Source organism: Pseudomonas sp. R3-52-08 (assembly GCF_003851745.1).
Taxonomy (GTDB): Bacteria; Pseudomonadota; Gammaproteobacteria; order Pseudomonadales; family Pseudomonadaceae; genus Aquipseudomonas.
The window spans coordinates 3,721,781-3,745,569 of the sequence record NZ_CP027730.1; the positions used below are offsets into that span (position 1 = coordinate 3,721,781).

Sequence of the window (23,789 nt, forward strand, 5' to 3'; positions counted from 1 at the left end):
TTGACTGCTGGAAAGCTTGAGCAAAGCCTTGATTGGTAAAAGCACGGTACAACCCTAACCAATCATCGGCTTACAGCCTTTATTTAAAGGCTCTCTATCGCTTTCTGATCCATACTCCTAAAATGTAACGCCATTTGTCACCAAACCCGTTCCCAAACGGTACTTCTTACTTTTTAGCGAGTTCATCCGCGTGAAAATTCGTCTTTCCATTGTCAGCCTATTTTTTGCACTGACGGGCACCTTCGCAAACGCTGCCGAAACCACCTTGGCCCCGCGTGACGCCTCCAAACTGCAAATCGCCTCCGGCAGCGCCATGCTTGTGGATCTGCAGACCAACAAGGTCATCTATTCCAGCAACCCCGACGTGGTGGTCCCCATCGCTTCCGTCAGCAAGCTGATGACCGGCCTGATCGTGCTGGAAGCCAAGCAGGACATGGATGAATACATCGACATCAACATCACCGACACCCCGGAGATGAAGGGTGTGTTCTCCCGGGTGAAGATCGGCAGCCAAATGCCGCGCAAGGAAATGCTGCTGATCGCGCTGATGTCCTCGGAAAACCGCGCCGCCGCGAGCCTGGCCCACCATTACCCGGGCGGTTACGCGGCGTTCATTGCCGCGATGAACGCCAAGGCCAAGGCGCTGGGCATGACCAGCACCCACTACGTGGAACCTACGGGACTGTCGATCCATAACGTGTCGACCGCCCGCGACCTGAGCAAACTGCTGGCCTATGCGCGCAAGTTTCCGATGTTGAGCCAACTGAGTACCACCAAGGAAAAAACCGTGGCGTTCCGCAAGCCCAACTACACCCTGGGCTTCTCCAACACCGACCATTTGATCAACCGGGCCAACTGGGACATCAAGCTGACCAAGACCGGTTTTACCAACCAGGCCGGGCATTGCCTGGTGCTGGTGACCAGCATGGGTAACCGCCCGGTGTCGCTGGTGATCCTGGATGCTTTCGGCAAATTCACCCACTTCGCCGATGCCAGTCGTATTCGCAGCTGGGTCGAAACCGGCAAGGGCGGCGCGGTGCCGGATGTGGCGTTGCGCTACAAGGCTGACAAGAACCTGAAGAACCGTGCAGGTGTGACAGAAGTGCGTCGCTAGTCAACTGACAGCACCGATCAAATGTGGGAGGGGGCTTGCCCCCGATAGCGGTGGGTCAGATACATGAATATCTACTGATCCAGCGCATCGGGGGCAAGCCCCCTCCCACATTTATTATTTTCGTTCTGCCAGGACCTTGATAGCCTGGGCCGCCGCCCCTTCCTGCCCGGCCTGGGCCGTAGCATTCGCCGCCTCGCGCCAGCGCTGCGCATCCACATTCGCCGGCAACTGGCTCGGACGCTGGGTAAGAATCGCCCAATTCCCTGCGCTCTTCCACGCCGACTCAAAGTCGCTGAAGCCCATCATCAATCGCCGCTCCCTGCCGGAACGCAACAGCACCGTGCTCTTCTGCTGGTTGAATCCCACCACCACGACATAGCGCGGGTCGGACCAGAAGCTTGAGTTGATCCGTGCCATCACCGGGTAACCCGCCGCCACCTGCGCCAGCACTGCGGTCAGCCTGGCCTCCAGTGGATACACCATCAGCCCGTATTCGCGCGCCAGCTTCGGCATGTTGCGCTCAAGGTCCGCTTCGGCGCCTGGCAAGTGCAGCGGCTTATCCAGCAACCCTGGTGTCATGACAATGCCTTGTTGCGACAGCATGCTGGCCAGAGCCGTAGGACCGCTCTGATAAGCCTCGCTGCGAAAGGTCGGTACGCCGTTGAGTTCAACCCGCTCCGGCAGGCCGGGGAGTTTCGAAGGATGGCTGGAACAGGCCGTCAGCCCCAGGGCGCAGGCCAGCAGGATGGATGCTTTAAGGTTCGACCGTAAGCGCAATTTTTTACTCTCTTGATCAACTGCCGGTGAGGGCCCCGATCATAGGACGCTCTTGGGCGGGGGTATAGCCTTCAGCGTAGGTAAAACGCCGGCGATAGAGCAAACGAGTTGGACAGACACGACCATTGGTCAATAGCAGGCAACCACCGGGTAGCTAGACTGTCCATTGGGAAGACTGTGTATAGACCCCGGATGGGGCGAAGGGAGGCCTGAATGAGCCTTGCAACGACGATTTTCATGCTGATCTGCGGTTGGCTGGCGGTGGCCGCCGCCATGTTGTGGGGGGTCATGCGCGTGACCCGTCGCCATCATCACCCCCACGTCAAACCCACTGCGCCCGCCAAGCCGCGCAAGGCGACGGCGCATCACGCCTAGCCCGGCATGCAGGTAAAATCCTGCGTGGCGGCAACCTCTTTGCCGTGCCCATCCTTGAGCGCTGCGCGCACAGTGGTCCCGAGGCTCGACTCCTCCAGGGTGTAATGCTCACCCGCCTTGAAATGCCTGTACTCGACCCGGCCCTGGCAGTCCTGCTGGTTATCGTCGCCGGGCTCTTCTTCAAACAGCGTCACGTCCAGGCGATGGTCCCCAGGGCTCACTTCAAAGTAGCGCCCGTCATCCACGCGCTGACCGTCGACGCGCTCGGCCAACAGGTCATTCGGTGCTTCTTCTTTCAAGCCGATCCAGGCTTCGCTCGGGTCGGCCTGGGGTATCGGGCCGGCACACGCCGACAACACCAAGGCGGCAGCCAGGACGGGAATCAACAACAGGGTTTTCGGTGACATGGCAGGGCTCCAAAGCACATCAGTAAAAAAGCGTATCCGATGGCTGACAAGCTTGAAGAGCTGCTGTTTGTAGAACAAATGAATACACATGAAAGGATCTTCAGCCGTTACCTAAATCTTCCTTCACCTGGCTGAAAGGTGCGTGTTAGGTGGGTCGGGCAAGACTGCCGGGGTTTGCAATCCTGCTCTTTCGGAGATCCACGCATGCTCGGGCTGGTAAAGACCGCACTGCACAAGCCGTACACCTTCATCGTGTTGGCCATTTTCATCTGCATCATCGGGCCGATGGCGGCCCTGCGTACGCCTACGGATGTGTTCCCCGATATCGGCATCCCGGTGGTCGCCGTGGTCTGGCAGTACAACGGCCTGTCGCCGGACGCCATGGCCGGGCGGGTGATCTACACCTACGAACGCTCCTTGAGCACCACCGTCAACGACATCGAACATATCGAATCCCAATCCCTGCCCGGCATGGGCATCGTCAAAATCTTCTTCCAACCCGGCGTGGATATCCGCACCGCCAACGCCCAGGTCACGGCGGTGTCACAGACCGTGCTCAAACAGATGCCACCGGGCATCACACCACCGCTGATCCTCAACTACAGCGCCTCCACCGTACCGATCCTGCAAATGGCGTTCTCCAGCCCGAGCTTGTCGGAAGCCAGAATCCGCGACCTGGTGCAGAACAATATCCGCCTGCCGCTGAGCGCCCTGCCCGGCCTGGCGATGCCCACGCCGATGGGCGGCAAGCAGCGCCAGATCACCCTCGACCTCGACCCCCAGGCCCTGGCCGCCAAAGGTTTGTCGGCCCAGGACGTCGGCAATGCCCTGGCGCTGCAGAACCAGATCATCCCGGTGGGCACCGCCAAGCTCGGCCGCAACGAATACACGATCCTGCTGAACAACAGCCCCAAGGCCATCGATGAGCTCAATGACTTGCCGATCAAGAACGTCGACGGCGCGATCATCACCATCGGCCAGGTCGCTCACGTGCGGGATGGCTCGCCACCGCAGACCAATATCGTGCGCGTCGACGGCCACCGCGCCGTGCTGATGCCGGCGTTGAAGAACGGCAGTATTTCCACTCTGTCGATCATCGACGGCATCCGCCAGATGCTGCCGCGCATCAACGAAACCCTGCCGCCGTCGCTGAAAACCTCACTGCTGGGCGACGCCTCGGTGTTCGTCAAGCAGTCGGTAGGCAGCGTGGCCCAGGAAGGCATCATCGCCGCCCTGCTGACCAGTGCGATGATCCTGCTGTTTCTCGGCAGCTGGCGCTCGACGCTGATCATCGCCGCGTCGATTCCCCTGGCGGTGCTGTCAGCCATTGCGCTGCTGGCGGTCAGCGGGCAAACCCTCAATGTGATGACCCTGGGCGGCCTGGCCCTGGCGGTGGGCATTCTGGTGGACGACGCCACGGTGACCATCGAAAACATCAACTGGCACCTGGAACAAGGCAAGGCGGTGAAGACGGCGATCCTCGACGGCGCCGCACAAATCGTCGGCCCGGCGTTCGTCTCGCTGCTGTGCATCTGCATCGTGTTCGTGCCGATGTTCTTGCTGCAAGGCATCGCCGGGTATCTGTTCCGGCCGATGGCGCTGGCGGTGATCTTTGCCATGGCCAGTTCATTCATTCTTTCGCGCACGCTGGTGCCGACACTGGCGATGTACCTGCTCAAGCCGCACACGCCGGAGCAAGGTGCAGGGCATCATCCGGAAGATGAATTCATCAATCACCATGAAGGTGATCAGCACAAGAAACCGCGCAATCGAGTGCTGCAAGCGGTGCTGAATTTCCAGCAGGGATTCGAGCGGCATTTCTCGAACATCCGTGACACCTACCACGGCCTGCTGATACTCGCGCTGGGCGCGCGCAAACGCTTTATCGTCGGTTTTCTCGCCTGCGTGCTGGCCTCGTTCGTGTTGTTGCCGAGCCTGGGCCAGGATTTTTTCCCGGCGACCGATGCCGGTGCGCTGGCACTGCATGTGCGCCTGCCGCTGGGTACGCGCATCGAGGAAAGCGCCGCTGCGTTCGACCGCATCGAAGCGCGGATTCGCGAAGTGATCCCGGCGCAAGAGCTGGACACCATCGTCGACAACATCGGCATCCCCCTCAGCGGCATCGACATGGCCTACAGCAGCAGCGGCACCATCGGCCCGCAGGACGGCGATATTCAGGTCACCCTGAAAAAGCACCACGCGCCCACCGCCGACTATGTCAAAAGACTGCGTGAAGCCCTGCCGCAAAGCTTCCCCGGCAGCCACTTCGCGTTTCTGCCGGCGGACATCAGCAGCCAGATCCTCAACTTCGGCGCGCCGGCACCGCTGGACGTGAAAATTTCCGGGCGCAGCGATGCCGAAAACCGCGCCTATGCCGTAGAGCTCGAACGCCGCCTGCAACATGTGCCCGGCATCGCCGACCTGCGTATCCAGCAATCCACCGGCTACCCGTCGCTGCAGGTGAATGTGGACCGCCTGCGCGCCAATGGCCTGGGCATCACCGAGAAAGACGTGACCAACAGCATGGTGGCCTCCCTCGCCGGCAGTTCCCAGGTGGCGCCGACGTTCTGGCTGAACCCGGCCAATGGCGTGTCCTACTCGATCGTGGCCGCAACGCCGCAATACCGCCTCGACAGCCTGCCTGCGCTGGAGGCGCTGCCGGTGACCGGTGCCGACGGCCAGTCACAAATCCTCGGCGGCGTCGCGAGTATCTCGCGGGTACAAAGCCCGGCGGTGGTCACGCATTACAACATCGAACCTACCCTGGACCTGTACGCCAACGTGCAAGGCCGCGACCTCGGCGGCGTCGTCCGTGATGTGCAAAAAGTGCTGGATGACACCGCGTCCATGCGCCCCAAAGGCGCGACGATCAGCCTGCACGGGCAGATCGATGCGCTGCATGAGGCGTTCAGTGGGTTGAGCTTCGGCCTGCTCGGCGCGGTGGTGCTGATCTACTTGCTGATCGTGGTCAATTTCCAGTCCTGGGCCGACCCCTTCGTGATCATCACCGCGTTGCCCGCCGCACTGGCGGGGATCGTGTGGATGCTGTTCCTCAGCGGCACCTCGTTATCGGTGCCGGCCCTCACCGGCGCGATCCTGTGCATGGGCGTGGCCACCGCCAACTCGATCCTGGTGGTGAGCTTCTGCCGTGAACGCCTGGCCGAACACGGCGATGCCTTGAAAGCCGCCATGGAAGCCGGTTACACGCGCTTTCGCCCGGTGTGCATGACCGCCCTGGCGATGATCATCGGCATGCTGCCCCTGGCGCTCTCCGAGGAGCAGAACGCACCGTTGGGCCGCGCTGTGATCGGCGGCTTGATCTTCGCCACCATCGCCACCTTGTTGTTTGTTCCCGTGGTTTTCAGCCTGGTCCACGGCCGTCACCCTACCCGCGCAACTGCTGGAGAAATGCCCCATGTCGTCTGATCACAAACCCTCGCGCAAGCGTCTGATGCTCCTGGGTGTCGGCGGCCTGACCCTGGCTGCCCTGCTGGTCGCCAACGGCTTGCACGCGCGTGCGCTGCATGAACAGTCGGTCAGCGCCTGGACGGAAACCGCGGCCATTCCCCAGGTGCTGGTGTTCCAGCCCAAACAGAATGCTGCGGGCGATACCCTGCGCTTACCCGCGCACCTGGAGGCCTGGAGCAAAGCGCCGATCCATGCGCGGGTCAGCGGCTACCTGAAAGACTGGAAGGTCGACATCGGCAGCCAGGTCAAGGCGGGGCAGGTTCTCGCGCAAATCGACAGCCCGGACCTGGACCAACAACTGGCGCAAACCCACGCCCACCTGGTTCAGGAACAGGCGAATGCGCGCCTTGCCGCCACCACCGCAACGCGCTGGCAAAACCTGTTGGCCAGTCATTCGGTATCGCGCCAGGAAGCCGATGAAAAAACCTCGAACGCCGCCGCCGCCAACGCCAATGCCCAGGCTGCCGCCGCCGACTATGCGCGGTTGTGTGCGCTGGAAAGCTACAAGACGATCCGTGCGCCGTTCGCCGGCACCATCACCGCGCGCAATACCGATATCGGCCAACTGATCAAGGCCGATACCGACAGTGATCCGGAACTGTTCAGCATTGCCGACACCCACCAACTGCGCCTGTACGTGCCGGTGCCACAGAACTATGCAGCGGTGATCCGCCCTGGTCTGGAAGCCGAGCTGAGCGTGCCCGAGCATCCGGGCGAACACTTCAAGGCGCACCTGATCGGCGACTCCACCGCCATCGACCGACGCTCCGGCACCCTGCTCGCGCAGTTCGTCGCCGACAACCCGAACGGTGAGCTGTTGCCCGGCGACTATGCCGAAGCCACCCTGCCGATTCCGGCGGACACCCACGGCGTGAGCATCCCCGCCAGTGCGTTGATCTTCCGTGCCCAGGGCACCCAGGTCGCGGTGCTGGACCCGCACAACCATGTGCACCTGCAAGACATTCATATCGGCCTGGACCTGGGCGAACGCCTGGTGGTCGACCAGGGCCTGAAACCCGCCGACCGCATCATCGACAACCCGCCCGACGCCCTGCGCGAAGGCGACCCGGTACAACTGGCCGGCGCCACAGGGGGTGCCCATGCGCCCAAGGCTTAAACCTTTTGCGGCCTGCCTGTTGATGGCGTTGCAAGGCTGCTCCCTGGCGCCCAGCTACCAGGTGCCGTCGGTTGACCTGCCAGCGAATTATCGCGAACACACCAGCGATGGCCCGTGGCACAGCGCGCAGCCGTCCGATCAATTGATGTCGCAGTGGTGGAAACTGTACAACGACCCAACGCTCGATGGGCTGCAACAGCAACTGCTCAAGGCCAACCCGGACCTGGCCGCGGCGCTGGCGCATTTCGATGCGTCCCAGGCGTATGCCAGTCAATTGCATGCCGGGCTTTTCCCACAGATCAGCGCCAGTGCGCAGCCGTTGCGCCAGCGGCAATCGGATTCCAGACCGTTGCGCGGTAGTACGCAGCCGTCGGTGTACAACAGCGACACCGCCGGGTTTTCGTTGAGTTACGACTTGGACCTGTGGGGCAAAATCCGCAATCAGGTCGCGGCCGGCGACGCCCAGGCCCAAGCGTCCGGCGATGACCTGGCGGCAGCGCGCTTGAGCCTGCAACGCCAGTTGGCGACGCTGTATGTGCAGCTCAATGGGCTGGATGCGCAGAGCCGGATTCTCGCCCACTCGCTGGAGGATTTCAGCCAGGCGCTGCAACTCACCCGCAGCCGTTATGAGGGCCAGATCGCGTCGGAACTGGACCTGACCCGTGCGCAGAGTCAACTGGCCGAGGCCAAGGCGCAACTGGATGACGTGCGCGGGCAGCGCAACCTGACCGAGCATGCCATCGGTGAACTGGTCGGCGCGGCGGCCAGCGATTTCTCCCTGCCGCCAAGCCCGCAATTGATTGCCTTGCCCGGCATTCCCTCACAGCTGCCGAGCCGCCTGCTGCAACGTCGCCCGGATATCGCGGCGGCCGAACGGCGCGTGTTTGCGGCCAATGCCAACATTGGCGTGGCCAAGGCGGCCTGGTATCCGGACTTCAGCCTGACCGGGTTGATCGGCGGCCAGACCCAGGGCGTGGGCAACCTGCTTGCGGCGGGCAATCAGTATTGGGCGCTGGGGCCGTTGATGAACCTGCCCATTTTTGATGGCGGGCGCTTGAGTGCCAACGAAGGCCAGGCCAAGGCCGAGTTTGAAGAAGCGTCGGCGCAGTACCGCAGCCAGGTGCTGAAGGCCGTGCGCGAGGTCGAAGATAACCTGGCGCAACTGCGGGATTTGCAACAGGAGGCGCAGGATGAACAAGCGGCGGCGGATGCGGCGCAGCACACACAAGTATTGGCAATGAACAGCTATCAGGCCGGAGCTGTGAGTTATCTGGATGTGGTCACCGCGCAAACGGCGGCGTTGCAGGCGCAGAGGACGTTGCAGGCGGTGCAGACAAGGCAGTTGCAGGCGAGTGTGGGGTTGGTGACGGCGCTGGGGGGTGGGTGGAAACCCGGCGCCTGATGCTGTGATTGAAATCCAATCGGGGGCAAGCCCCCTCCCACACTGGTTCCGCGCCAGACACACAATGTATGAACCGAGCCGAGCCCCTGTGGGAGGGGGCTTGCCCCCGATAGCGGCCCTCCAGACACATCCTGCCAAAAGCCTGCCCACCAGCCTCTTGCTCGACAACCTAGCCTCTCTAGACACTTGTTGAGAGGGCCAGGGAATGGCAGATTTACCGGCGTCACACCGCCTGCGCATAGGGCGTTTCAGCGAACCTAACCGTATCTACCTCATCACCACCAACACTCACGAACGCATACCGATATTCAACAACTTCCATCTCGGTCGCCTGGTCGTCTGGCAGTTTCGCCTGGCTCAGTACCAAGGGCTGGCGAACTCTTTGGCGTGGGTGGTAATGCCAGACCACTTTCATTGGATTATCGAGCTACGAAAAGGCTCACTGGCGGATCTGATGCGACAGGTGAAATCCAAGAGCACGCGCTGCGTCAACGGCGCCATCGGACGCAAAGGCCGGCTCTGGCAGGAAAGCTTCCACGACCGAGCACTGCGCAAAGAAGATGACCTTGTAAAAATGGCCCGGTACGTAGTGGCCAACCCATTGCGAGCGGGATTAGTCGAGCGAATTGGCGACTACCCATTGTGGGATGCCATCTGGGTCTGACGCTGTATCTGAAGCACACCGTTCAAATGTGGGAGGGGGCTTGCTCCCGATGGCGGTGGGTCAGTCAATAAATCTGGCGACTGATATACCGCCATCGGGAGCAAGCCCCCTCCCACATTTTGTTACCACATTTCAAGCCGCAAGCTTGCCACTGGCAATGGCCGCCGAAGCGGCCAGCATGGCACGCAACAGCACCGCACACCCCGCTGCCAGATCATCCGGCGCGGCGTTCTCGATTTCGTTATGGCTGATGCCACCCTCACACGGCACGAAGATCATTCCCGCCGGGCCTAGTTCGGCGAGGAAAATCGCGTCGTGCCCGGCCCCGCTGACGATGTCCATATTCGACAAGCCCAAGCCATTCGCCGCATCGCGCACGGCGTCTACGCAGCCCTTGTCGAAGTACAGCGGCGGGAAGTCGGCGGTGGGTTCCAGCTCGAAACTCAACCCATGTTTGGCGCAGGTCTCATCAATCACCGTGCGCACCTGGGCAATCATCGAATCCAGCCGCGCAGGCTCCAAGTGACGAAAATCCAGGGTCATGCGCACTTCACCGGGAATCACATTGCGCGAACCGGGATACGCCTGCAGGCAACCCACGGTCCCACAGGCGTGCGGCTGATGCCCCAGCGCCGCCGCATTCACCGCAGCCACCACCGCTGCCGCGCCGACCAGGGCGTCCTTGCGCAGGTGCATCGGCGTAGGCCCCGCGTGTGCTTCGACGCCACGCAGTTTCAGGTCGAACCATTTCTGCCCGAGTGCGCCAAGCACCACGCCGATGGTCTTTTTCTCATCCTCAAGGATCGGCCCCTGTTCGATATGCGCTTCGAAGTACGCCCCGACCTTGTGCCCGCTCACCGGCCGCGTACCCGCATAGCCGATCGCATTCAACGCATCGCCCACGCTGACGCCGTCCGCATCGACCTTGGCCAAGGTCTCGCCCAGGGTGAATTTCTCGGCGAACACGCCGGAGCCCATCATGCAGGGTGGAAAGCGCGAGCCTTCTTCGTTGGTCCACACCACCACCTCCAGCGGCGCCTCGGTTTCAAGCTTGAGGTCGTTGAGGGTACGCAGGACTTCCACCCCGGCCAGCACGCCGAAGCAACCGTCGAACTTGCCGCCCGTGGGCTGGGTGTCGATGTGGCTGCCGGTCATCACTGGCGGCAGGTCGGGATTGCGCCCAGGGCGCCGGGCGAAAATATTGCCGATGCCGTCGACGGTCACCGTGCAACCGGCCTGCTCGCACCACTGCACAAACAGGTCGCGCGCCTTGCGGTCGAGGTCGGTGAGGGCCAGCCGGCACACCCCGCCTTTTGGGGTTGCGCCGAGCTTGGCCAGGTCCATCAGCGACTGCCACAAGCGGTCGCGGTTGATGTGCTGATGGGTCGATTGCAAAACGTCGAGGGCAGCGTTCATGGGGATCTCCTCAGGCTACATTTCTTATGATTGGACCGCATTCCAATGTGGGAGAGGGCTTGCCCCCTCCCACATTGACTGTGTTCACAAGGATGATTTGGCTGCGACTGGGGTGATCGCGCGCCTGGCATTGAGCGCGTAATACAACAGCCCGCCCAATGCCGAACCGGTAAACCAGCCGTAGCTATAGAACCAACTGAATGCATCGCTGCCCAGGGACAGCAAGGTCAGCACCACCGGCACGCCAAACGCGACGAAGCCGCTCCAGTTCCACGCCGGGTACACGTCGTCGCGGTACAAACCGGCCAGGTCCAGCTGCTGTCTGCGGGTGATGAAGTAGTCCACCACCATGATCCCGGCGATCGGCCCCAACAGGCTGGAGTAGCCGAGCAGCCAGTTGGAATACACCGTCTCCAGGCTGACATCGGACACGATCAGCCCGAGTTTTTTCAGCAGCTCATGGGCCATCAACGCCAGCCCCACCACCCCCGTAAGAATCACCGCCGTGGTGCGATTGATCAGCTTGGGCGCGATGTTCTGGAAGTCGTTGGTCGGCGAGACAATGTTCGCCGCCGTGTTGGTGGACAAGGTGGCGATGATGATCAGCGCCATGGCGATAGCCACCCACACCGGGCTCTGGATATGGCCGATCAGGGTAACCGGGTCGGACACGCTGACCCCCACCAGTTTCACCGAGGCCGCAGTCATGATCACGCCAAGCGCAGCGAACAGGAACATAGTCAGCGGCAGGCCGAAAATCTGCCCGAGGATCTGGTCCTTCTGGCTTTTGGCATAGCGGCTGAAGTCCGGGATATTCAGCGACAAGGTGGCCCAGAACCCGACCATGGCAGTCAGGCCCGCCATGAAATAACCCGTCAGGCTCGCGCCTTCGGGACGCTTGGGTGGAATCGCCATCAGCTCACTGATCGACACATTCGGCATCGCCCACACCAGCAAGCCAATGCCCACAGCGACCAGCAACGGCGCCGAGAGGGTTTCCAGGCGCTTGATCGACTCGGCGCCGCGCAGCACCACCCACAAATTCAGGCACCAGAAAATCATGAAACCGATCACTTCCCCGGTGCCGCCAAGGGATTTCCAGCCCTCGAAAATCGAGCCCAGGAACAAGTGAATCGCCAGGCCGCCAAACATCGTCTGGATGCCGAACCAGCCGCACGCTACCAGTGCCCGAATCAGGCATGGCACGTTGGAGCCGAGGATGCCGAACGATGAGCGCAACAGCACCGGAAACGGGATGCCGTATTTCGTACCGGGAAACGCATTGAGCGTGAGGGGGATAAGCACCACGATGTTGGCCAGCAAAATCGCCATCAGCGCCTCGCCCACCGACAACCCGAAGTACGCAGTGAGCACACCGCCCAAGGTATAGGTCGGCACACAAATCGACATGCCGACCCACAGCGCAGTGATGTGCCACCTGTTCCAAGTGCGTTCGTGCACCTTGGTCGGTGCCATGTCGTGGTTGTAGCGAGGGCTGTCGAGGACGTCGGGGCCGGCGTCGAGTTCGTACAGGCCGTTACGTTCGATGACTTGCGATCTGTTCTGTTGCATGGCCGCTCCACGGTTTTTTTAAAATTATTCTTGCTCACCTGCACGGTTAAGGCAGGTGGCCGGAGTACCTCGTCGACAACATGACATCTCGGGCCCGGCCAGCCGCCACTGCACTCAATAACCGTGCCGACCATCGCTTCCCGACCCACACTGCATCTATAACTGGCTGATGTTTATCAGCTTTATCCGGTTGACCGATTGCATCTTCGGAACTTGCCTTGGAACTCAGGGTGAATAGCAAGGAAGTTGTCCGAACCTTCAGGACTCAATCTGGTGCAACACAATTATTTTTATTTATCTGCCCCGTCAAGCGCCATCGTTCAACCGGCTGATTTGCAATAAGAAATGTTGTTCAAATCGACAACCTGTCAAGTGCGTCAAAATGGTGTGAGGCTGCTTCATTTTGGTGAATTTTGATTTTTAATCTTTTAAATCAAATAGTTATATTGGTTATAAGCTTAATAAAAATATTCTTGCTCAATCGAAAAACTCGGGCTAGTTTCTATTCCTGTCACCGATGACAGGAATCAACCAGTTATCGGCGAGCCGTATTACAACACTTAGAACTGGCACAAGCCGGTCAAGCCTGTGAGGAACTCGACATGTCGCTGTTGATCCGTGGCGCTACCGTTATTACCCATGATGAAAGTTACCGCGCCGATGTGTTATGCGCAGGCGGTCTGATTCGTGCTATCGGCACGGACCTGGATATTCCCGCCGGCACTGAAACACTCGACGGCAGCGGCCAGTACTTGATGCCCGGTGGCATCGATCCCCATACCCATATGCAACTTCCGTTCATGGGCACCGTGGCCAGTGAAGATTTTTTCAGTGGCACGGCGGCGGGGTTGGCCGGTGGCACCACGTCGATCATCGACTTCGTGATCCCCAACCCGCAGCAGTCGTTGATGGAGGCGTTCCACCAGTGGCGCGGCTGGGCCGAGAAATCGGCGTCCGACTACGGCTTTCATGTGGCGATCACCTGGTGGAGCGAACAGGTCCGCGAGGAAATGGCCGAGCTGGTCAGCCATCACGGCATCAACAGCTTCAAGCATTTCATGGCCTACAAGAACGCGATCATGGCGGCCGACGATACCCTGGTGGCCAGTTTCGAACGCTGCCTCGAACTGGGCGCGGTGCCCACGGTGCATGCGGAAAACGGCGAGCTGGTCTATCACCTGCAACGCAAGCTGATGGCCCAGGGCATCACCGGGCCGGAAGCGCATCCGCTGTCGCGCCCCTCCCAGGTGGAAGGCGAAGCGGCCAGCCGTGCGATCCGCATCGCCGAGACCATTGGCACGCCGTTGTACCTGGTGCACGTTTCCACCCAGGAGGCGCTGGACGAAATTACCTATGCCCGAGGCAAGGGCCAGGCGGTCTACGGGGAAGTGCTCGCCGGCCACCTGCTGCTGGACGACAGCGTCTATCAACACCCCGACTGGCAGACCGCCGCCGGCTACGTGATGAGCCCACCGTTCCGCCCGCGCGGGCACCAGGAAGCGCTGTGGCACGGCTTGCAATCGGGCAACCTGCACACCACCGCCACCGACCACTGCTGCTTCTGCGCCGAGCAAAAGGCCGCCGGGCGTGACGACTTCAGCAAGATCCCCAACGGCACCGCCGGTATCGAAGACCGCATGGCGCTGCTGTGGCATGAGGGTGTCAACACCGGGCGTCTGTCGATGCAGGCCTTCGTCGCGCTGACCTCCACCAACACCGCGAAGATCTTCAACCTCTATCCGCGCAAAGGCGCGATTCGCGTCGGCGCCGATGCCGACCTGGTGCTGTGGGACCCGGAGGGCACGCGCACCATTTCCGCCAAGACCCATCATCAGCAAGTCGATTTCAACATCTTCGAAGGCAAGACCGTACGCGGCGTGCCGAGCCACACCATCAGCCAGGGCAAGCTGGTCTGGGCCGATGGCGACCTGCGCGCCGAGCGTGGGGCCGGGCGGTATGTGCAGCGGCCGGCGTATCCGGCGGTGTTCGAACAGTTGCGCAAGCGGGCGGAGCATTCCAGGCCCACTGCGGTGAAACGCTGAACATACAGCGCATATGATCGTTCCCACGCTCTGCGTGGGAATGCAGCCAGGGACGCTCCGCGTTCCAGGAGCGGACGCAGAGCGTCCAGTGAGGCATTCCCACGCAGAGCATGGGAACGATCGCCCATCAGAGGCAGCACCTCAATAACCGTGAGGCCACCACCGTGATCCAGACCCTGACCCACCTTCCCCATCCCCATGACGACGGGCCCACCCTCGCCAGCCATTTCACCGACCTGGCGCCGCCCCTCAACGCCCGCCAGGCCCAGCTTGAAGCCTCGCGCTGCCTGTATTGCTACGACGCCCCGTGCGTGAACGCGTGCCCCAGCGAAATCGACATCCCCTCATTCATCCGCAATATCCACACCGACAACGTCCAGGGCGCAGCGCAGAAAATCCTCTCGGCCAACATCCTCGGCGGCAGTTGCGCGCGAGTCTGTCCTACGGAAATCCTGTGCCAGCAAGCGTGCGTGCGTAACAACGCCGACGAATGCGCCCCGGTGCTGATCGGCCTGCTGCAACGCTATGCCATTGACAACGCGCATTTCAGCCAGCACCCGTTCCAACGTGCCGCGCCCACCGGCAAACGCATCGCGGTGGTCGGCGCCGGGCCGGCGGGCCTGGCGTGCGCCCACCGTGCGGCCCTGCACGGTCATGACGTGGTGGTCTTCGAAGCCCGGGAAAAAGCCGGCGGCTTGAATGAATACGGAATCGCCAAGTACAAGCTGGTGGACGACTTCGCCCAGAAGGAACTGGATTTCCTCCTGCAGATCGGCGGCATCGAGATCCGTCACGGCCAGCGCCTGGGCGACAACCTCACCCTGAGCGAGTTGCACGCGCAATTTGACGCGGTGTTCCTCGGCCTCGGCCTGGCGGCCAGCAAACGCCTCGGCCTGCCCGACGAAGACGCCCCCGGCCTGCTCGCCGCCACCGACTACATCCGCGAACTGCGCCAGGCCGATGACCTCACCCAACTGCCGCTGGCCGACCGCTGCATCGTGCTCGGCGCCGGCAACACCGCCATCGACATGGCCGTGCAAATGGCGCGGCTCGGTGCGCGTGATGTGAACCTGGTGTACCGCCGTGGCCTGGATGACATGGGCGCGACCCACCATGAGCAAGACATCGCCAAGGCCAACCAGGTTCGCCTGCTGACCTGGGCCCAGCCGGAGCAGGTGCTGCTCGATGACCAGGGGCATGTACGCGGTATGCGCTTCGCCCGTACGCGCATGGAGAACGGTCGCCTGCACCCCACCGGGGAAACCTTCGAACTGGCCGCAGACGCGATCTTCAAGGCCATCGGCCAGGGTTTTGACAACGACGCGCTGCACGACCCGCTGGCCCAGCAGCTGCATCGCGTGGGCGAACGCATCTTCGTCGACGAACAACTGCGCACCAGCATTCCCGGGGTGTATGCCGGCGGCGACTGCGTCAGCCTAGGCCAGGACCTCACCGTGCAGGCGGTGCAACACGGCAAGCTGGCCGCCGAGGCCATGCACGCTCAACTTATGCTCAACGTGGAGGCCGCGTAATGGCTGATCTGTCGATTGTGTTCGCCGGCATCAAAGCGCCCAACCCGTTCTGGCTGGCCTCGGCACCGCCCACCGACAAGGCCTACAACGTGGTGCGCGCGTTCGAGGCCGGCTGGGGCGGCGTGGTGTGGAAAACCCTGGGTGAAGACCCCGCGGCGGTCAACGTGTCGTCGCGCTACTCGGCTCACTACGGGGCGAATCGCGAAGTGCTGGGTATCAATAATATCGAGCTGATCACCGACCGCTCCCTGGAGATCAACCTGCGCGAAATCACCCAGGTGAAAAAGGACTGGCCGGACCGCGCATTGATCGTGTCGCTGATGGTGCCCTGTGTTGAAGAATCCTGGAAAAATATCCTGCCGCAGGTGGAAGCCACCGGCTGCGACGGTATCGAGCTGAATTTCGGCTGCCCCCACGGCATGCCCGAACGCGGCATGGGCGCGGCGGTCGGCCAGGTGCCTGAGTACGTGGAGCAGGTGACGCACTGGTGCAAGACGTACTGCTCGTTGCCGGTGATCGTCAAGCTCACGCCCAACATCACCGATATCCGCGTGGCCGCGCGGGCGGCCTATCGCGGCGGCGCGGATGCGGTGTCGTTGATCAACACTATCAACTCGATTACCAGCGTCGACCTGGAGCGCATGGTCGCCCTGCCCATGGTCGGCAGCCAGAGTACCCATGGCGGCTACTGCGGCTCGGCGGTCAAACCGATTGCGCTGAACATGGTCGCCGAAATTGCCCGCGACCCGCAGACCCAGGGCTTGCCGATCTGCGGTATCGGCGGCATCGGCAACTGGCGTGACGCCGCTGAATTCATCGCCCTGGGCTGCGGCGCGGTGCAGGTGTGCACGGCGGCGATGCTGCATGGATTCCGCATCGTCGAAGAGATGAAGGACGGGCTGTCGCGCTGGATGGACACTCAGGGTTACCAGAGCTTGCAGGAATTTTCCGGGCGCGCGGTGGGCAACACCACGGATTGGAAGTACCTGGACATCAACTACCAGGTGATCGCCAAAATCGACCAAGCGGCGTGTATCGGCTGTGGGCGTTGCCATATCGCCTGTGAGGATACCTCGCACCAGGCCATCGCCAGCTTGAAGCAGGCGGATGGTACGCATAAATATGAGGTGATCGATGACGAGTGCGTGGGCTGCAATTTGTGCCAGATCACCTGCCCGGTGGCCGATTGTATCGAGATGGTGCCGGTCGACACGGGCAAGCCGTTTTTGAATTGGACCCAGGATCCGAGGAATCCCTATCGGGAGGCTGTGTAGTCCTGTAGGCCGCTATCGGGGGCAAGCCCCCTCCCACATTTGATTGGGTTCACACAGCCAAGTGTGGGAGGGGGCTTGCTCCCGATGGGGCCCTCAACCTCACCACACTATTCAAGGCTCCAGCCCAATCCCGCGCAATATCACTCCGGTCACCGTCTGTATCGCCCGCTCAAACTGCATATCCGACAACGGTTGGTGATCATTCAAAATGTTCACCTGATGATCGAAGTCGGCATAGTGCTGGGTCGACGCCCAGATCATGTACAGCAGGCTCGACGGCTCCACCGGCAGGATGCGTTTGTCTTCCACCCAATGGCGAATTTTCGCTTCCTTCATCTTGGCCCAGTCGTACAGGCTTTCATCCAGCGCCTCACCCAGGGTGGGCGCACCGTGGATGATTTCATTGGCCCAGACTTTCGAGCCATACGGCCGTGTGCGCGAGCGCTGCATCTTGGCGCGAATGTAGCTGCTGAGCACCACCCGTGGGTCATCGAAAGTTTCGAAGCTCAGGGCGTCCTGTTTCCACAGGTCCAGCAGGTCGAACAGCACCGCGCTGTACAGCTCGCTCTTGGTGGTGAAGTAGTAATGCAGGTTCGAGCGCGGCAGTTGTGCCTCTTTGGCGATGTCGGCCATGGCGGTGCTGCCATAGCCTTTTTCAGCGAAGACTTTCTCTGCGGCCAGCAGGATTTTCTCGACGTTGATCCGCCGAATTCCGATCTTGTGATTGCCCATAAGGGCTCCCTGACAACAACACGACCTAGAGACTACCATCCGCTCTAGATCGGGGCGACACGCCGAACCGAAACTTCGTACACTGCTCGCTTCTATCCTCTGATTGGTATTGAACAATGTTGATCAAGAAGTCCCTGACCATCGTCGCCCTGCTCGCCTCCCTGCTGGGCGCGTCTGCAGCCTTTGCCCATGCACACCTGAAAAGCGCCACGCCAGCGGCAGACAGCAGCGTAGCCGCACCGACAGACCTGCGCCTGACCTTCAGCGAAGGCGTCGAAGCGACGTTCACCAAGGTGTCCCTGAGCAAGGACGGCACGGAAATCGCGATCAAGGGCCTGGAAACCCCGGACACCGACAAAAAAACCCTGGTGGTCACCCCTGCCGCTCCGCTGGCGGCCGGTACTTACAAGGTCGAGTGGCACGCCGTGTCCGTCGACACCCACAAGAGCGAAGGCACTTACAGCTTCAAGGTTGGCCAATAATCCATGACGACCCTGCTGGTGCTGTGCCGTTTTGTGCATTTCATCGTGGTGCTGCTGCTGTTCGGGGTCTGTGTGTTCAGGCCTCTGTTGCTCGGCGCGGCCGCGCAACCGGCACTCGACCGGCAAGTGCTGCGCATTACCCGAGGCCTGGCCTGGCTGGGGCTGGGCTCCGGGGTCGCGTGGCTGTTGCTGATCACTGCGAGCATGGCCGGCGGGTGGGAAGCCGCGCGGCAACCGGCCACGGTGATGTTGGTGTTGGGCAGCACCTTTTTCGGGCAGGTCTGGGTCTGGCACCTGCTGCTCAACCTGTTGCTGGTGATCGTATTGACCAAGCCGTGGCCGGCCTTGCGCCTGCCGCTGATTGCGCTGGTGCTGGCGACCCTGGCTCCGGTGGGCCACGGCGCCATGCTCAATGGCCTCAGCGGGCGACTGCTGATCCTCAACCAAGTGGTGCACTTGGCGTGCGTCGGTGCCTGGCTGGGCGGCTTGCTGCTGCTGGTGTTGATCCTCAGACAGCCACAGCCGCTGACCCTGCAGCCGATCCTGCGGCGCTTCAGTGGCGTGGGTTATGGCCTGGTTGCCGGCCTGCTGGTGACCGGTTTGGTCAACGTGCGCGTGCTCACCGGGCAACTGTGGCCCACCCCGCCGTTTGAAGGATTTGCCTTGATTCTGCTGATCAAGGTGCTGCTGGTAGCAGGCATGTTGGTGCTGGCCTTGCTGAACCGATTGCGCGTGGAACAGTGTGAACAGCGGGTGGGCAGCTTGAAGGCCAGTGTCCTGTTGGAATGGCTATTGGGTATTGCAGCAGTGGCAGCGGTTTCCCTGCTAGGCACCCTGCCGCCTATGGTCATGGCCGGCTGAGACCCCGCCATTCTCATGATTGGTCACCAATCAAATGTGGGAGGGGGCTTGCTCCCGATGCGGTGTGCCAGTCACTAAACATGTGACTGAATCATCGCTGTCGGGGGCAAGCCCCCTCCCACATTTTGAACCGTGTCCACATTTAGATAGACCGAACAAGTCATCCTATAACTTCTACTTGACACTCCCTTAAAACCCCGTAAATATCGCGCCCAACGTTGTACGACAACGTATGACGAATAATAAAAACAACAAAAGAAAAGGGAGCCTCACTGTGAGTCAATTCGCCCGTCATTTGTCCTCGCGTCTCGGTTTGATCAGCCTCGGCAGCCTTGCATGTACCTTACCCCTCACGGCGCACGCCGATGGGTTCGTCGACGATGCCAAGGCCACGCTCAACCTGCGCAACGCCTACTTCAACCGTAACTTCACCAACCCCGCCAATCCCCAGGGCAAAGCCGAAGAGTGGACGCAGAACTTCATTCTCGATGCCAGGTCCGGCTACACCCGTGGCACCGTGGGTTTCGGCATTGATGTCCTGGGCCTGTACTCGCAAAAGCTCGATGGCGGCAAAGGCACCGCTGGCACCCAATTGCTGCCGGTGCATGACGATGGGCGCCCCGCCGATAATTTCGGACGCCTGGGCGTGGCGTTGAAAACCAAGTTATCGAAGACAGAGTTGAAGGTCGGCGAATGGATGCCGGTGCTGCCGATCCTGCGCTCCGATGATGGCCGCTCCCTGCCCCAGACCTTCCGCGGCGGCCAGGTAACGTCCAACGAGATCGCCGGCCTGACGCTCTACGGCGGCCAGTTTCGCGGCAACAGCCCGCGCAATGACGCGAGCATGGAAGACATGTTCATGAACGGCAAAGCCGCGTTCACCTCCGACCGGTTCAACTTCGGCGGCGGCGAATACACGTTAAATGACAAGCGCACCCAGGTCGGCCTGTGGTACGCCGAGCTCACTGATATCTACCAGCAACAGTACCTCAACCTCACCCACAGCCAGCCGGTGGGCGACTGGACCCTGGGCGCCAACCTCGGCTTCTTCAATGGCAAGGAAGACGGCAGCGCCCTGGCCGGCGACCTCGACAACAAGACCGTGTTCGCCCTGCTGTCGGCCAAGTACAACGGCAACACCTTCTACGTGGGCCTGCAGAAACTCACCGGCGACAGTGTGTGGATGCGCGTCAACGGCACCAGTGGCGGTACGCTGGCCAACGACAGCTATAACTCCAGCTATGACAACGCCAAGGAAAAATCCTGGCAGCTGCGCCATGACTTTAACTTTGTGGTGCTTGGCATTCCTGGCTTGACCATGATGAACCGCTACATCAGCGGCAGTAACGTGCACACCGGGGCAATCACCGACGGCAAGGAATGGGGCCGCGAATCGGAACTCGCCTACACCGTGCAGAGCGGCGCACTGAAGGACCTGAACGTCAGATGGCGTAACTCGACCATGCGTCGGGATTTCAGCAATAACGAGTTCGATGAGAACCGGATCTTTGTCAGCTATCCAATCTCACTGCTTTAAAAGTTGTTGGTGATCTAAAAACACTGCAAAACCAATGTGGGGAGGGGCTTGCCCCCGATGAGGGAGTGTCTGTGAATACATTTCTGACTGGGCCACCGCTATCGGGAGCAAGCCCCCTCCCACATTTGAATCTCACTCGCCTGCAAGAACGTTGACAACCTGGGGATCCCTAACAATACTTCGGCCTAGTCATACGACAACCTACAACAAAAAATTGGACTACCCATGACCACCACTACCCCCGTTCCCTTCAACCGCATCCTGCTCACCGGTGCCGCCGGCGGCCTGGGTAAAGTGCTGCGCGAGCGCATGCGTCCCTATGCCCAGGTGCTGCGCCTGTCAGACATCGCTGATATGGCCCCTGCCGCCGCCCATGAAGAAGTACAAACCTGCGATCTTTCCGACAAACAAGCCGTGCACCATCTGGTGGAAGGCGTCGATGCGATCCTGCACTTTGGCGGCGTGTCGGTGGAGCGCCCTTTCGAAGAAGTGCTCGGCGCCAATATCAGCGGCGTTTTCCACATCTACGAAGCCGCGCGCCGGCATGGTGTGAAGCGCGTGATCTTCGCCAGCTCCAACCATGTGATCGGCTTCTACCCACAGGACGAAAAACTCGACGCCCACTCACCGCGCCGCCCGGACAGCTACTACGGCCTGTCCAAGTCCTATGGCGAAGACATGGCGAGTTTCTACTTCGACCGCTACGGCATCGAGACCGTGAGCATCCGTATCGGCTCTTCGTTCCCGGAACCGCAGAACCGCCGGATGATGCACACCTGGTTGAGCTTCGACGACCTGACCCAACTGCTCGAACGCGCGCTGTACACGCCGAACGTCGGCCATACCGTGGTCTATGGCATGTCGAATAACCAGGACACCTGGTGGGACAACCGCTACGCCGCGCACCTGGGCTTTGCGCCCAAAGACAGCTCCGAAGTGTTCCGCGCCCAGGTCGAGGCCCAGCCGCCGGTGGCTGACAATGACCCGGCCAAGCTCTATCAGGGCGGCGCGTTCTGCGCAGCGGGACCGTTCGGTGACTGAGTTCACCGCAACCCAAGGGAATGAGTGGCCATGAGTGCAGAATTGATTGTCGACGCCCGCAACGCCGTGGGCGAATGCCCGGTGTGGGTGCCCGAAGAAAACGCCCTGTACTGGGTGGATATTCCCAACGGTCGCCTGCAGCGCTGGGACGCGGCCACAGGCTTCGTCGCAACCTGGCAGGCCCCCCAGGTGCTCGCCTGTATTGCTCGCACCGATAAAGGCAACTGGGTCGCCGGCATGCAGAGCGGTTTTTTCCAACTGACCCCGCGCAGCGATGGCAGCCTTGAGACCATGCCGCTGGCCGGCGTCGAGCACCCGCGCACGGATATGCGCCTGAACGACGGCCGCTGTGATCGCCAGGGCCGCTTCTGGGCCGGCAGCATGGTGCTGGACATGGGCTTGAACGCCGCCGAGGGCATTCTTTATCGCTACGCGTCAGGCGCTGCGCCCCACGCACAGCTGGACGGTTTCATCACCCTCAACGGCCTGGCGTTCAGCCCCGACGGCCGCACGATGTATGCCTCCGATTCTCACCCGTTGGTGCAACAAATCTGGGCCTTCGACTACGACATCGAGACCGGCACGCCGTCCAACCGCCGCGTGTTCGTCGACATGCATCACCACCTCGGTCGGCCCGATGGCGCAGCGGTAGACGCCGACGGCTGCTACTGGATCTGCGCCAACGACGCCGGGTTGGTGCACCGCTTCACCCCGGACGGCCGCCTCGACCAGTCGCTGCCCGTACCGGTAAAAAAACCTACCATGTGCGCCTTTGGCGGCAGTCGCCTGGACACCCTGTACGTCACCTCGATCCGCGACGACGCGAGTGAACAATCGCTGTCCGGCGGCGTGTTCGCCCTCAACCCTGGCGTGCAGGGATTGCCCGAACCCAGCTTCATCCTCTAGCTGCATCGCTGTGCCTTGAATACAACAATAACAAGACAGGAATGACCCCTCATGGACTTCAAACGCACCTTGCTCGCCGCCACACTCGTCGCCCTCAGCAGCGCCGCTCACGCGCTGGAAATCAAGTTCGCCGACATCCACCCCGCCGGCTACCCCACCGTTGTCGCCGAAGAAAACATGGGCAAGGCGCTGACCAAGGAAAGTAACGGCGAACTGACCTTCAAGTACTTTCCGGGCGGCGTGCTGGGCTCGGAAAAGGAAGTGGTCGAACAGGCCCAGGTCGGCGCCGTGCAGATGACCCGCGTCAGCCTCGGCATCGTCGGCCCGGTGGTGCCGGACGTCAACGTGTTCAACCTGCCCTTCGTGTTCCGCGACCAGGCGCACATGCGCAAGGTCATCGACGGCGAGATTGGTGACGAGATCCTGGCCAAGATCACCGATTCCGAGTTCGGCCTGGTCGCCCTGGCCTGGATGGACGGCGGCACGCGCAATCTCTACACCAAGAAACCGGTGCGCAAGATCGAAGACCTCAAGGGCATGAAAATTCGCGTCCAGGGCAACCCGCTGTTCATCGACGCCTTCAATGCGATGGGCGCCAACGGCATTGCCATGGACACCGGCGAGATTTTCAGCGCATTGCAGACCGGTGTGATCGACGGCGCGGAAAACAACCCGCCGACGCTGCTCGAGCACAACCATTTCCAGAACGCCAAGTACTACACCCTCACCGAGCATTTGATTTTGCCCGAGCCCATCGTGATGTCGAAGATCACCTGGAACAAGCTCAACCCCGCGCAGCAGGACATGGTCAAGAAAGCCGCCAAGGCCGCCCAGGCTGATGAGCGGGTGCTGTGGGATGCCAAGTCCGCCAGCAGTGAGGAAAAACTCAAGAAGGCCGGGGTGGAGTTCATCACCGTCGACAAAAAACCCTTCTATGACGCCACCGCACAGGTTCGCGCCAAGTACGGCGCGCCTTACGCCGACATCATCAAGCGTATCGACGCCGTTCAATAACGCCCTCCTTCCTGACAAGGCCCGGCGCAGCCCGCTGCTCATGCAGGGGGCCGCGC

20 protein-coding genes are annotated in these 23,789 nt (G+C 61.4%); 15 read left to right on the plus strand and 5 right to left on the minus strand.

The features are described from left to right. The first annotated feature begins 190 nt into the window (after positions 1-190). Positions 191-1,114, plus strand: coding sequence for a D-alanyl-D-alanine endopeptidase (gene pbpG / locus C4J91_RS16965; protein ID WP_124363392.1), 924 nt, complete (start codon positions 191-193; stop codon positions 1,112-1,114). Positions 1,115-1,228: 114 nt separating this feature from the next. Here pbpG and C4J91_RS16970 read toward each other — a convergent pair whose 3' ends face one another. Next, a complete protein-coding gene (locus tag C4J91_RS16970) occupies positions 1,229-1,891 on the minus strand; it encodes a peptidase C39 family protein (RefSeq protein ID WP_124363393.1) in 663 nt (220 codons plus the stop codon). A gap of 213 nt (positions 1,892-2,104) precedes the next feature. Between C4J91_RS16970 and C4J91_RS27595 the strand changes: the two genes are divergently transcribed. Continuing rightward, complete coding sequence (locus C4J91_RS27595) at positions 2,105-2,266, plus strand: hypothetical protein (RefSeq protein ID WP_164484550.1); 162 nt, start codon at positions 2,105-2,107, stop codon at positions 2,264-2,266. Here C4J91_RS27595 and C4J91_RS16975 read toward each other — a convergent pair. Further along, positions 2,263-2,673 carry a hypothetical protein gene (locus tag C4J91_RS16975; protein WP_124363394.1) on the minus strand — a complete coding sequence of 137 codons (411 nt, stop codon included), beginning with the start codon at positions 2,671-2,673 and terminating at the stop codon, positions 2,263-2,265. The genes C4J91_RS27595 and C4J91_RS16975 overlap by 4 nt on opposite strands. Positions 2,674-2,877: 204 nt before the next feature. On the opposite strand from C4J91_RS16975, the gene C4J91_RS16980 reads away from it, so the two are divergent. The 4 genes from C4J91_RS16980 (at position 2,878) to C4J91_RS16995 (ending at position 9,324) form a co-directional block, all read left to right on the plus strand. Continuing rightward, positions 2,878-6,099 (plus strand): efflux RND transporter permease subunit, encoded by a 3,222-nt coding sequence (locus C4J91_RS16980; protein WP_124363395.1) that lies wholly within the window; start codon positions 2,878-2,880, stop codon positions 6,097-6,099. Next, positions 6,089-7,258: an efflux RND transporter periplasmic adaptor subunit gene (locus C4J91_RS16985; protein ID WP_124363396.1), complete on the plus strand. Its 1,170-nt coding sequence runs from the start codon at positions 6,089-6,091 to the stop codon at positions 7,256-7,258. Before C4J91_RS16980 ends, C4J91_RS16985 begins: the two co-directional genes overlap by 11 nt. Then, positions 7,242-8,660 (plus strand): efflux transporter outer membrane subunit, encoded by a 1,419-nt coding sequence (locus C4J91_RS16990; RefSeq protein WP_124363397.1) that lies wholly within the window; start codon positions 7,242-7,244, stop codon positions 8,658-8,660. The genes C4J91_RS16985 and C4J91_RS16990 overlap by 17 nt, the downstream gene beginning before the upstream one ends. A 205-nt stretch (positions 8,661-8,865) precedes the next feature. Further along, the gene (locus tag C4J91_RS16995) at positions 8,866-9,324 is read left to right on the plus strand and encodes a transposase (RefSeq protein WP_124363398.1); all 459 of its coding nucleotides are present in this window, start codon (positions 8,866-8,868) and stop codon (positions 9,322-9,324) included. Between the two features lie 132 nt (positions 9,325-9,456). On the opposite strand, the gene C4J91_RS17000 is transcribed toward C4J91_RS16995, so the two are convergent. Continuing rightward, positions 9,457-10,740, minus strand: coding sequence for a Zn-dependent hydrolase (locus C4J91_RS17000; protein ID WP_124363399.1), 1,284 nt, complete (start codon positions 10,738-10,740; stop codon positions 9,457-9,459). An 84-nt stretch (positions 10,741-10,824) separates the two neighbouring features. After that, positions 10,825-12,312, minus strand: a complete 1,488-nt coding sequence (locus tag C4J91_RS17005; protein ID WP_124363400.1) for an NCS1 family nucleobase:cation symporter-1 — start codon at positions 12,310-12,312, stop codon at positions 10,825-10,827. Positions 12,313-12,914: 602 nt separating this feature from the next. Between C4J91_RS17005 and hydA the strand changes: the two genes are divergently transcribed. The 3 genes from hydA to preA all read left to right on the plus strand — a co-directional run bounded on the left by hydA (position 12,915) and on the right by preA (position 17,160). Further along, positions 12,915-14,354: a dihydropyrimidinase gene (gene hydA, locus C4J91_RS17010; protein WP_124363401.1), complete on the plus strand. Its 1,440-nt coding sequence runs from the start codon at positions 12,915-12,917 to the stop codon at positions 14,352-14,354. Between the two features lie 164 nt (positions 14,355-14,518). After that, positions 14,519-15,886, plus strand: a complete 1,368-nt coding sequence (locus C4J91_RS17015) for an NAD(P)-dependent oxidoreductase (RefSeq protein WP_124363402.1) — start codon at positions 14,519-14,521, stop codon at positions 15,884-15,886. Next, positions 15,886-17,160, plus strand: coding sequence for an NAD-dependent dihydropyrimidine dehydrogenase subunit PreA (gene preA, locus C4J91_RS17020; RefSeq protein ID WP_124363403.1), 1,275 nt, complete (start codon positions 15,886-15,888; stop codon positions 17,158-17,160). The genes C4J91_RS17015 and preA overlap by 1 nt, the downstream gene beginning before the upstream one ends. A 111-nt stretch (positions 17,161-17,271) precedes the next feature. Here the strand turns inward: preA and C4J91_RS17025 are convergent, their stop codons facing one another. Beyond that, positions 17,272-17,892 (minus strand): TetR/AcrR family transcriptional regulator, encoded by a 621-nt coding sequence (locus C4J91_RS17025; protein ID WP_124363404.1) that lies wholly within the window; start codon positions 17,890-17,892, stop codon positions 17,272-17,274. 116 nt (positions 17,893-18,008) lie between these two features. On the opposite strand from C4J91_RS17025, the gene copC reads away from it, so the two are divergent. From copC to C4J91_RS17055, 6 genes are all read left to right on the plus strand, one after another. Continuing rightward, on the plus strand, positions 18,009-18,374 hold the full coding sequence (gene copC / locus C4J91_RS17030) for a copper homeostasis periplasmic binding protein CopC (RefSeq protein WP_124363405.1): 366 nt from the start codon (positions 18,009-18,011) through the stop codon (positions 18,372-18,374). Positions 18,375-18,377: 3 nt separating this feature from the next. Next, complete coding sequence (copD, locus tag C4J91_RS17035; protein WP_124363406.1) at positions 18,378-19,235, plus strand: copper homeostasis membrane protein CopD; 858 nt, start codon at positions 18,378-18,380, stop codon at positions 19,233-19,235. A gap of 274 nt (positions 19,236-19,509) precedes the next feature. Then, positions 19,510-20,772, plus strand: coding sequence for an OprD family porin (locus C4J91_RS17040; RefSeq protein WP_124363407.1), 1,263 nt, complete (start codon positions 19,510-19,512; stop codon positions 20,770-20,772). Between the two features lie 225 nt (positions 20,773-20,997). Next, positions 20,998-21,813: an NAD(P)-dependent oxidoreductase gene (locus C4J91_RS17045; protein WP_124363408.1), complete on the plus strand. Its 816-nt coding sequence runs from the start codon at positions 20,998-21,000 to the stop codon at positions 21,811-21,813. 30 nt (positions 21,814-21,843) lie between these two features. Next, the gene (locus tag C4J91_RS17050; protein ID WP_124363409.1) at positions 21,844-22,719 is read left to right on the plus strand and encodes an SMP-30/gluconolactonase/LRE family protein; all 876 of its coding nucleotides are present in this window, start codon (positions 21,844-21,846) and stop codon (positions 22,717-22,719) included. Between the two features lie 51 nt (positions 22,720-22,770). After that, positions 22,771-23,733 carry a TRAP transporter substrate-binding protein gene (locus C4J91_RS17055; RefSeq protein WP_124363410.1) on the plus strand — a complete coding sequence of 321 codons (963 nt, stop codon included), beginning with the start codon at positions 22,771-22,773 and terminating at the stop codon, positions 23,731-23,733. The last annotated feature ends 56 nt before the right edge of the window (positions 23,734-23,789 follow it).

What these genes read in the sequence shown, in the direction of transcription:
- C4J91_RS17005 (WP_124363400.1), bottom strand. Translation starts at nt 12,312, where the DNA reads ATGCAACAGAACAGATCGCAAGTCATCGAACGTAACGGCCTGTACGAA.
- C4J91_RS16995 (WP_124363398.1), top strand. Translation starts at nt 8,866, where the DNA reads ATGGCAGATTTACCGGCGTCACACCGCCTGCGCATAGGGCGTTTCAGC.
- C4J91_RS17000 (WP_124363399.1), bottom strand. Translation starts at nt 10,740, where the DNA reads ATGAACGCTGCCCTCGACGTTTTGCAATCGACCCATCAGCACATCAAC.
- C4J91_RS27595 (WP_164484550.1), top strand. Translation starts at nt 2,105, where the DNA reads ATGAGCCTTGCAACGACGATTTTCATGCTGATCTGCGGTTGGCTGGCG.
- C4J91_RS16985 (WP_124363396.1), top strand. Translation starts at nt 6,089, where the DNA reads ATGTCGTCTGATCACAAACCCTCGCGCAAGCGTCTGATGCTCCTGGGT.
- preA (WP_124363403.1), top strand. Translation starts at nt 15,886, where the DNA reads ATGGCTGATCTGTCGATTGTGTTCGCCGGCATCAAAGCGCCCAACCCG.
- copD (WP_124363406.1), top strand. Translation starts at nt 18,378, where the DNA reads ATGACGACCCTGCTGGTGCTGTGCCGTTTTGTGCATTTCATCGTGGTG.
- C4J91_RS17055 (WP_124363410.1), top strand. Translation starts at nt 22,771, where the DNA reads ATGGACTTCAAACGCACCTTGCTCGCCGCCACACTCGTCGCCCTCAGC.
- C4J91_RS17050 (WP_124363409.1), top strand. Translation starts at nt 21,844, where the DNA reads ATGAGTGCAGAATTGATTGTCGACGCCCGCAACGCCGTGGGCGAATGC.
- C4J91_RS17045 (WP_124363408.1), top strand. Translation starts at nt 20,998, where the DNA reads ATGACCACCACTACCCCCGTTCCCTTCAACCGCATCCTGCTCACCGGT.
- C4J91_RS16980 (WP_124363395.1), top strand. Translation starts at nt 2,878, where the DNA reads ATGCTCGGGCTGGTAAAGACCGCACTGCACAAGCCGTACACCTTCATC.
- copC (WP_124363405.1), top strand. Translation starts at nt 18,009, where the DNA reads ATGTTGATCAAGAAGTCCCTGACCATCGTCGCCCTGCTCGCCTCCCTG.
- C4J91_RS16975 (WP_124363394.1), bottom strand. Translation starts at nt 2,673, where the DNA reads ATGTCACCGAAAACCCTGTTGTTGATTCCCGTCCTGGCTGCCGCCTTG.
- C4J91_RS17025 (WP_124363404.1), bottom strand. Translation starts at nt 17,892, where the DNA reads ATGGGCAATCACAAGATCGGAATTCGGCGGATCAACGTCGAGAAAATC.
- hydA (WP_124363401.1), top strand. Translation starts at nt 12,915, where the DNA reads ATGTCGCTGTTGATCCGTGGCGCTACCGTTATTACCCATGATGAAAGT.
- C4J91_RS16990 (WP_124363397.1), top strand. Translation starts at nt 7,242, where the DNA reads ATGCGCCCAAGGCTTAAACCTTTTGCGGCCTGCCTGTTGATGGCGTTG.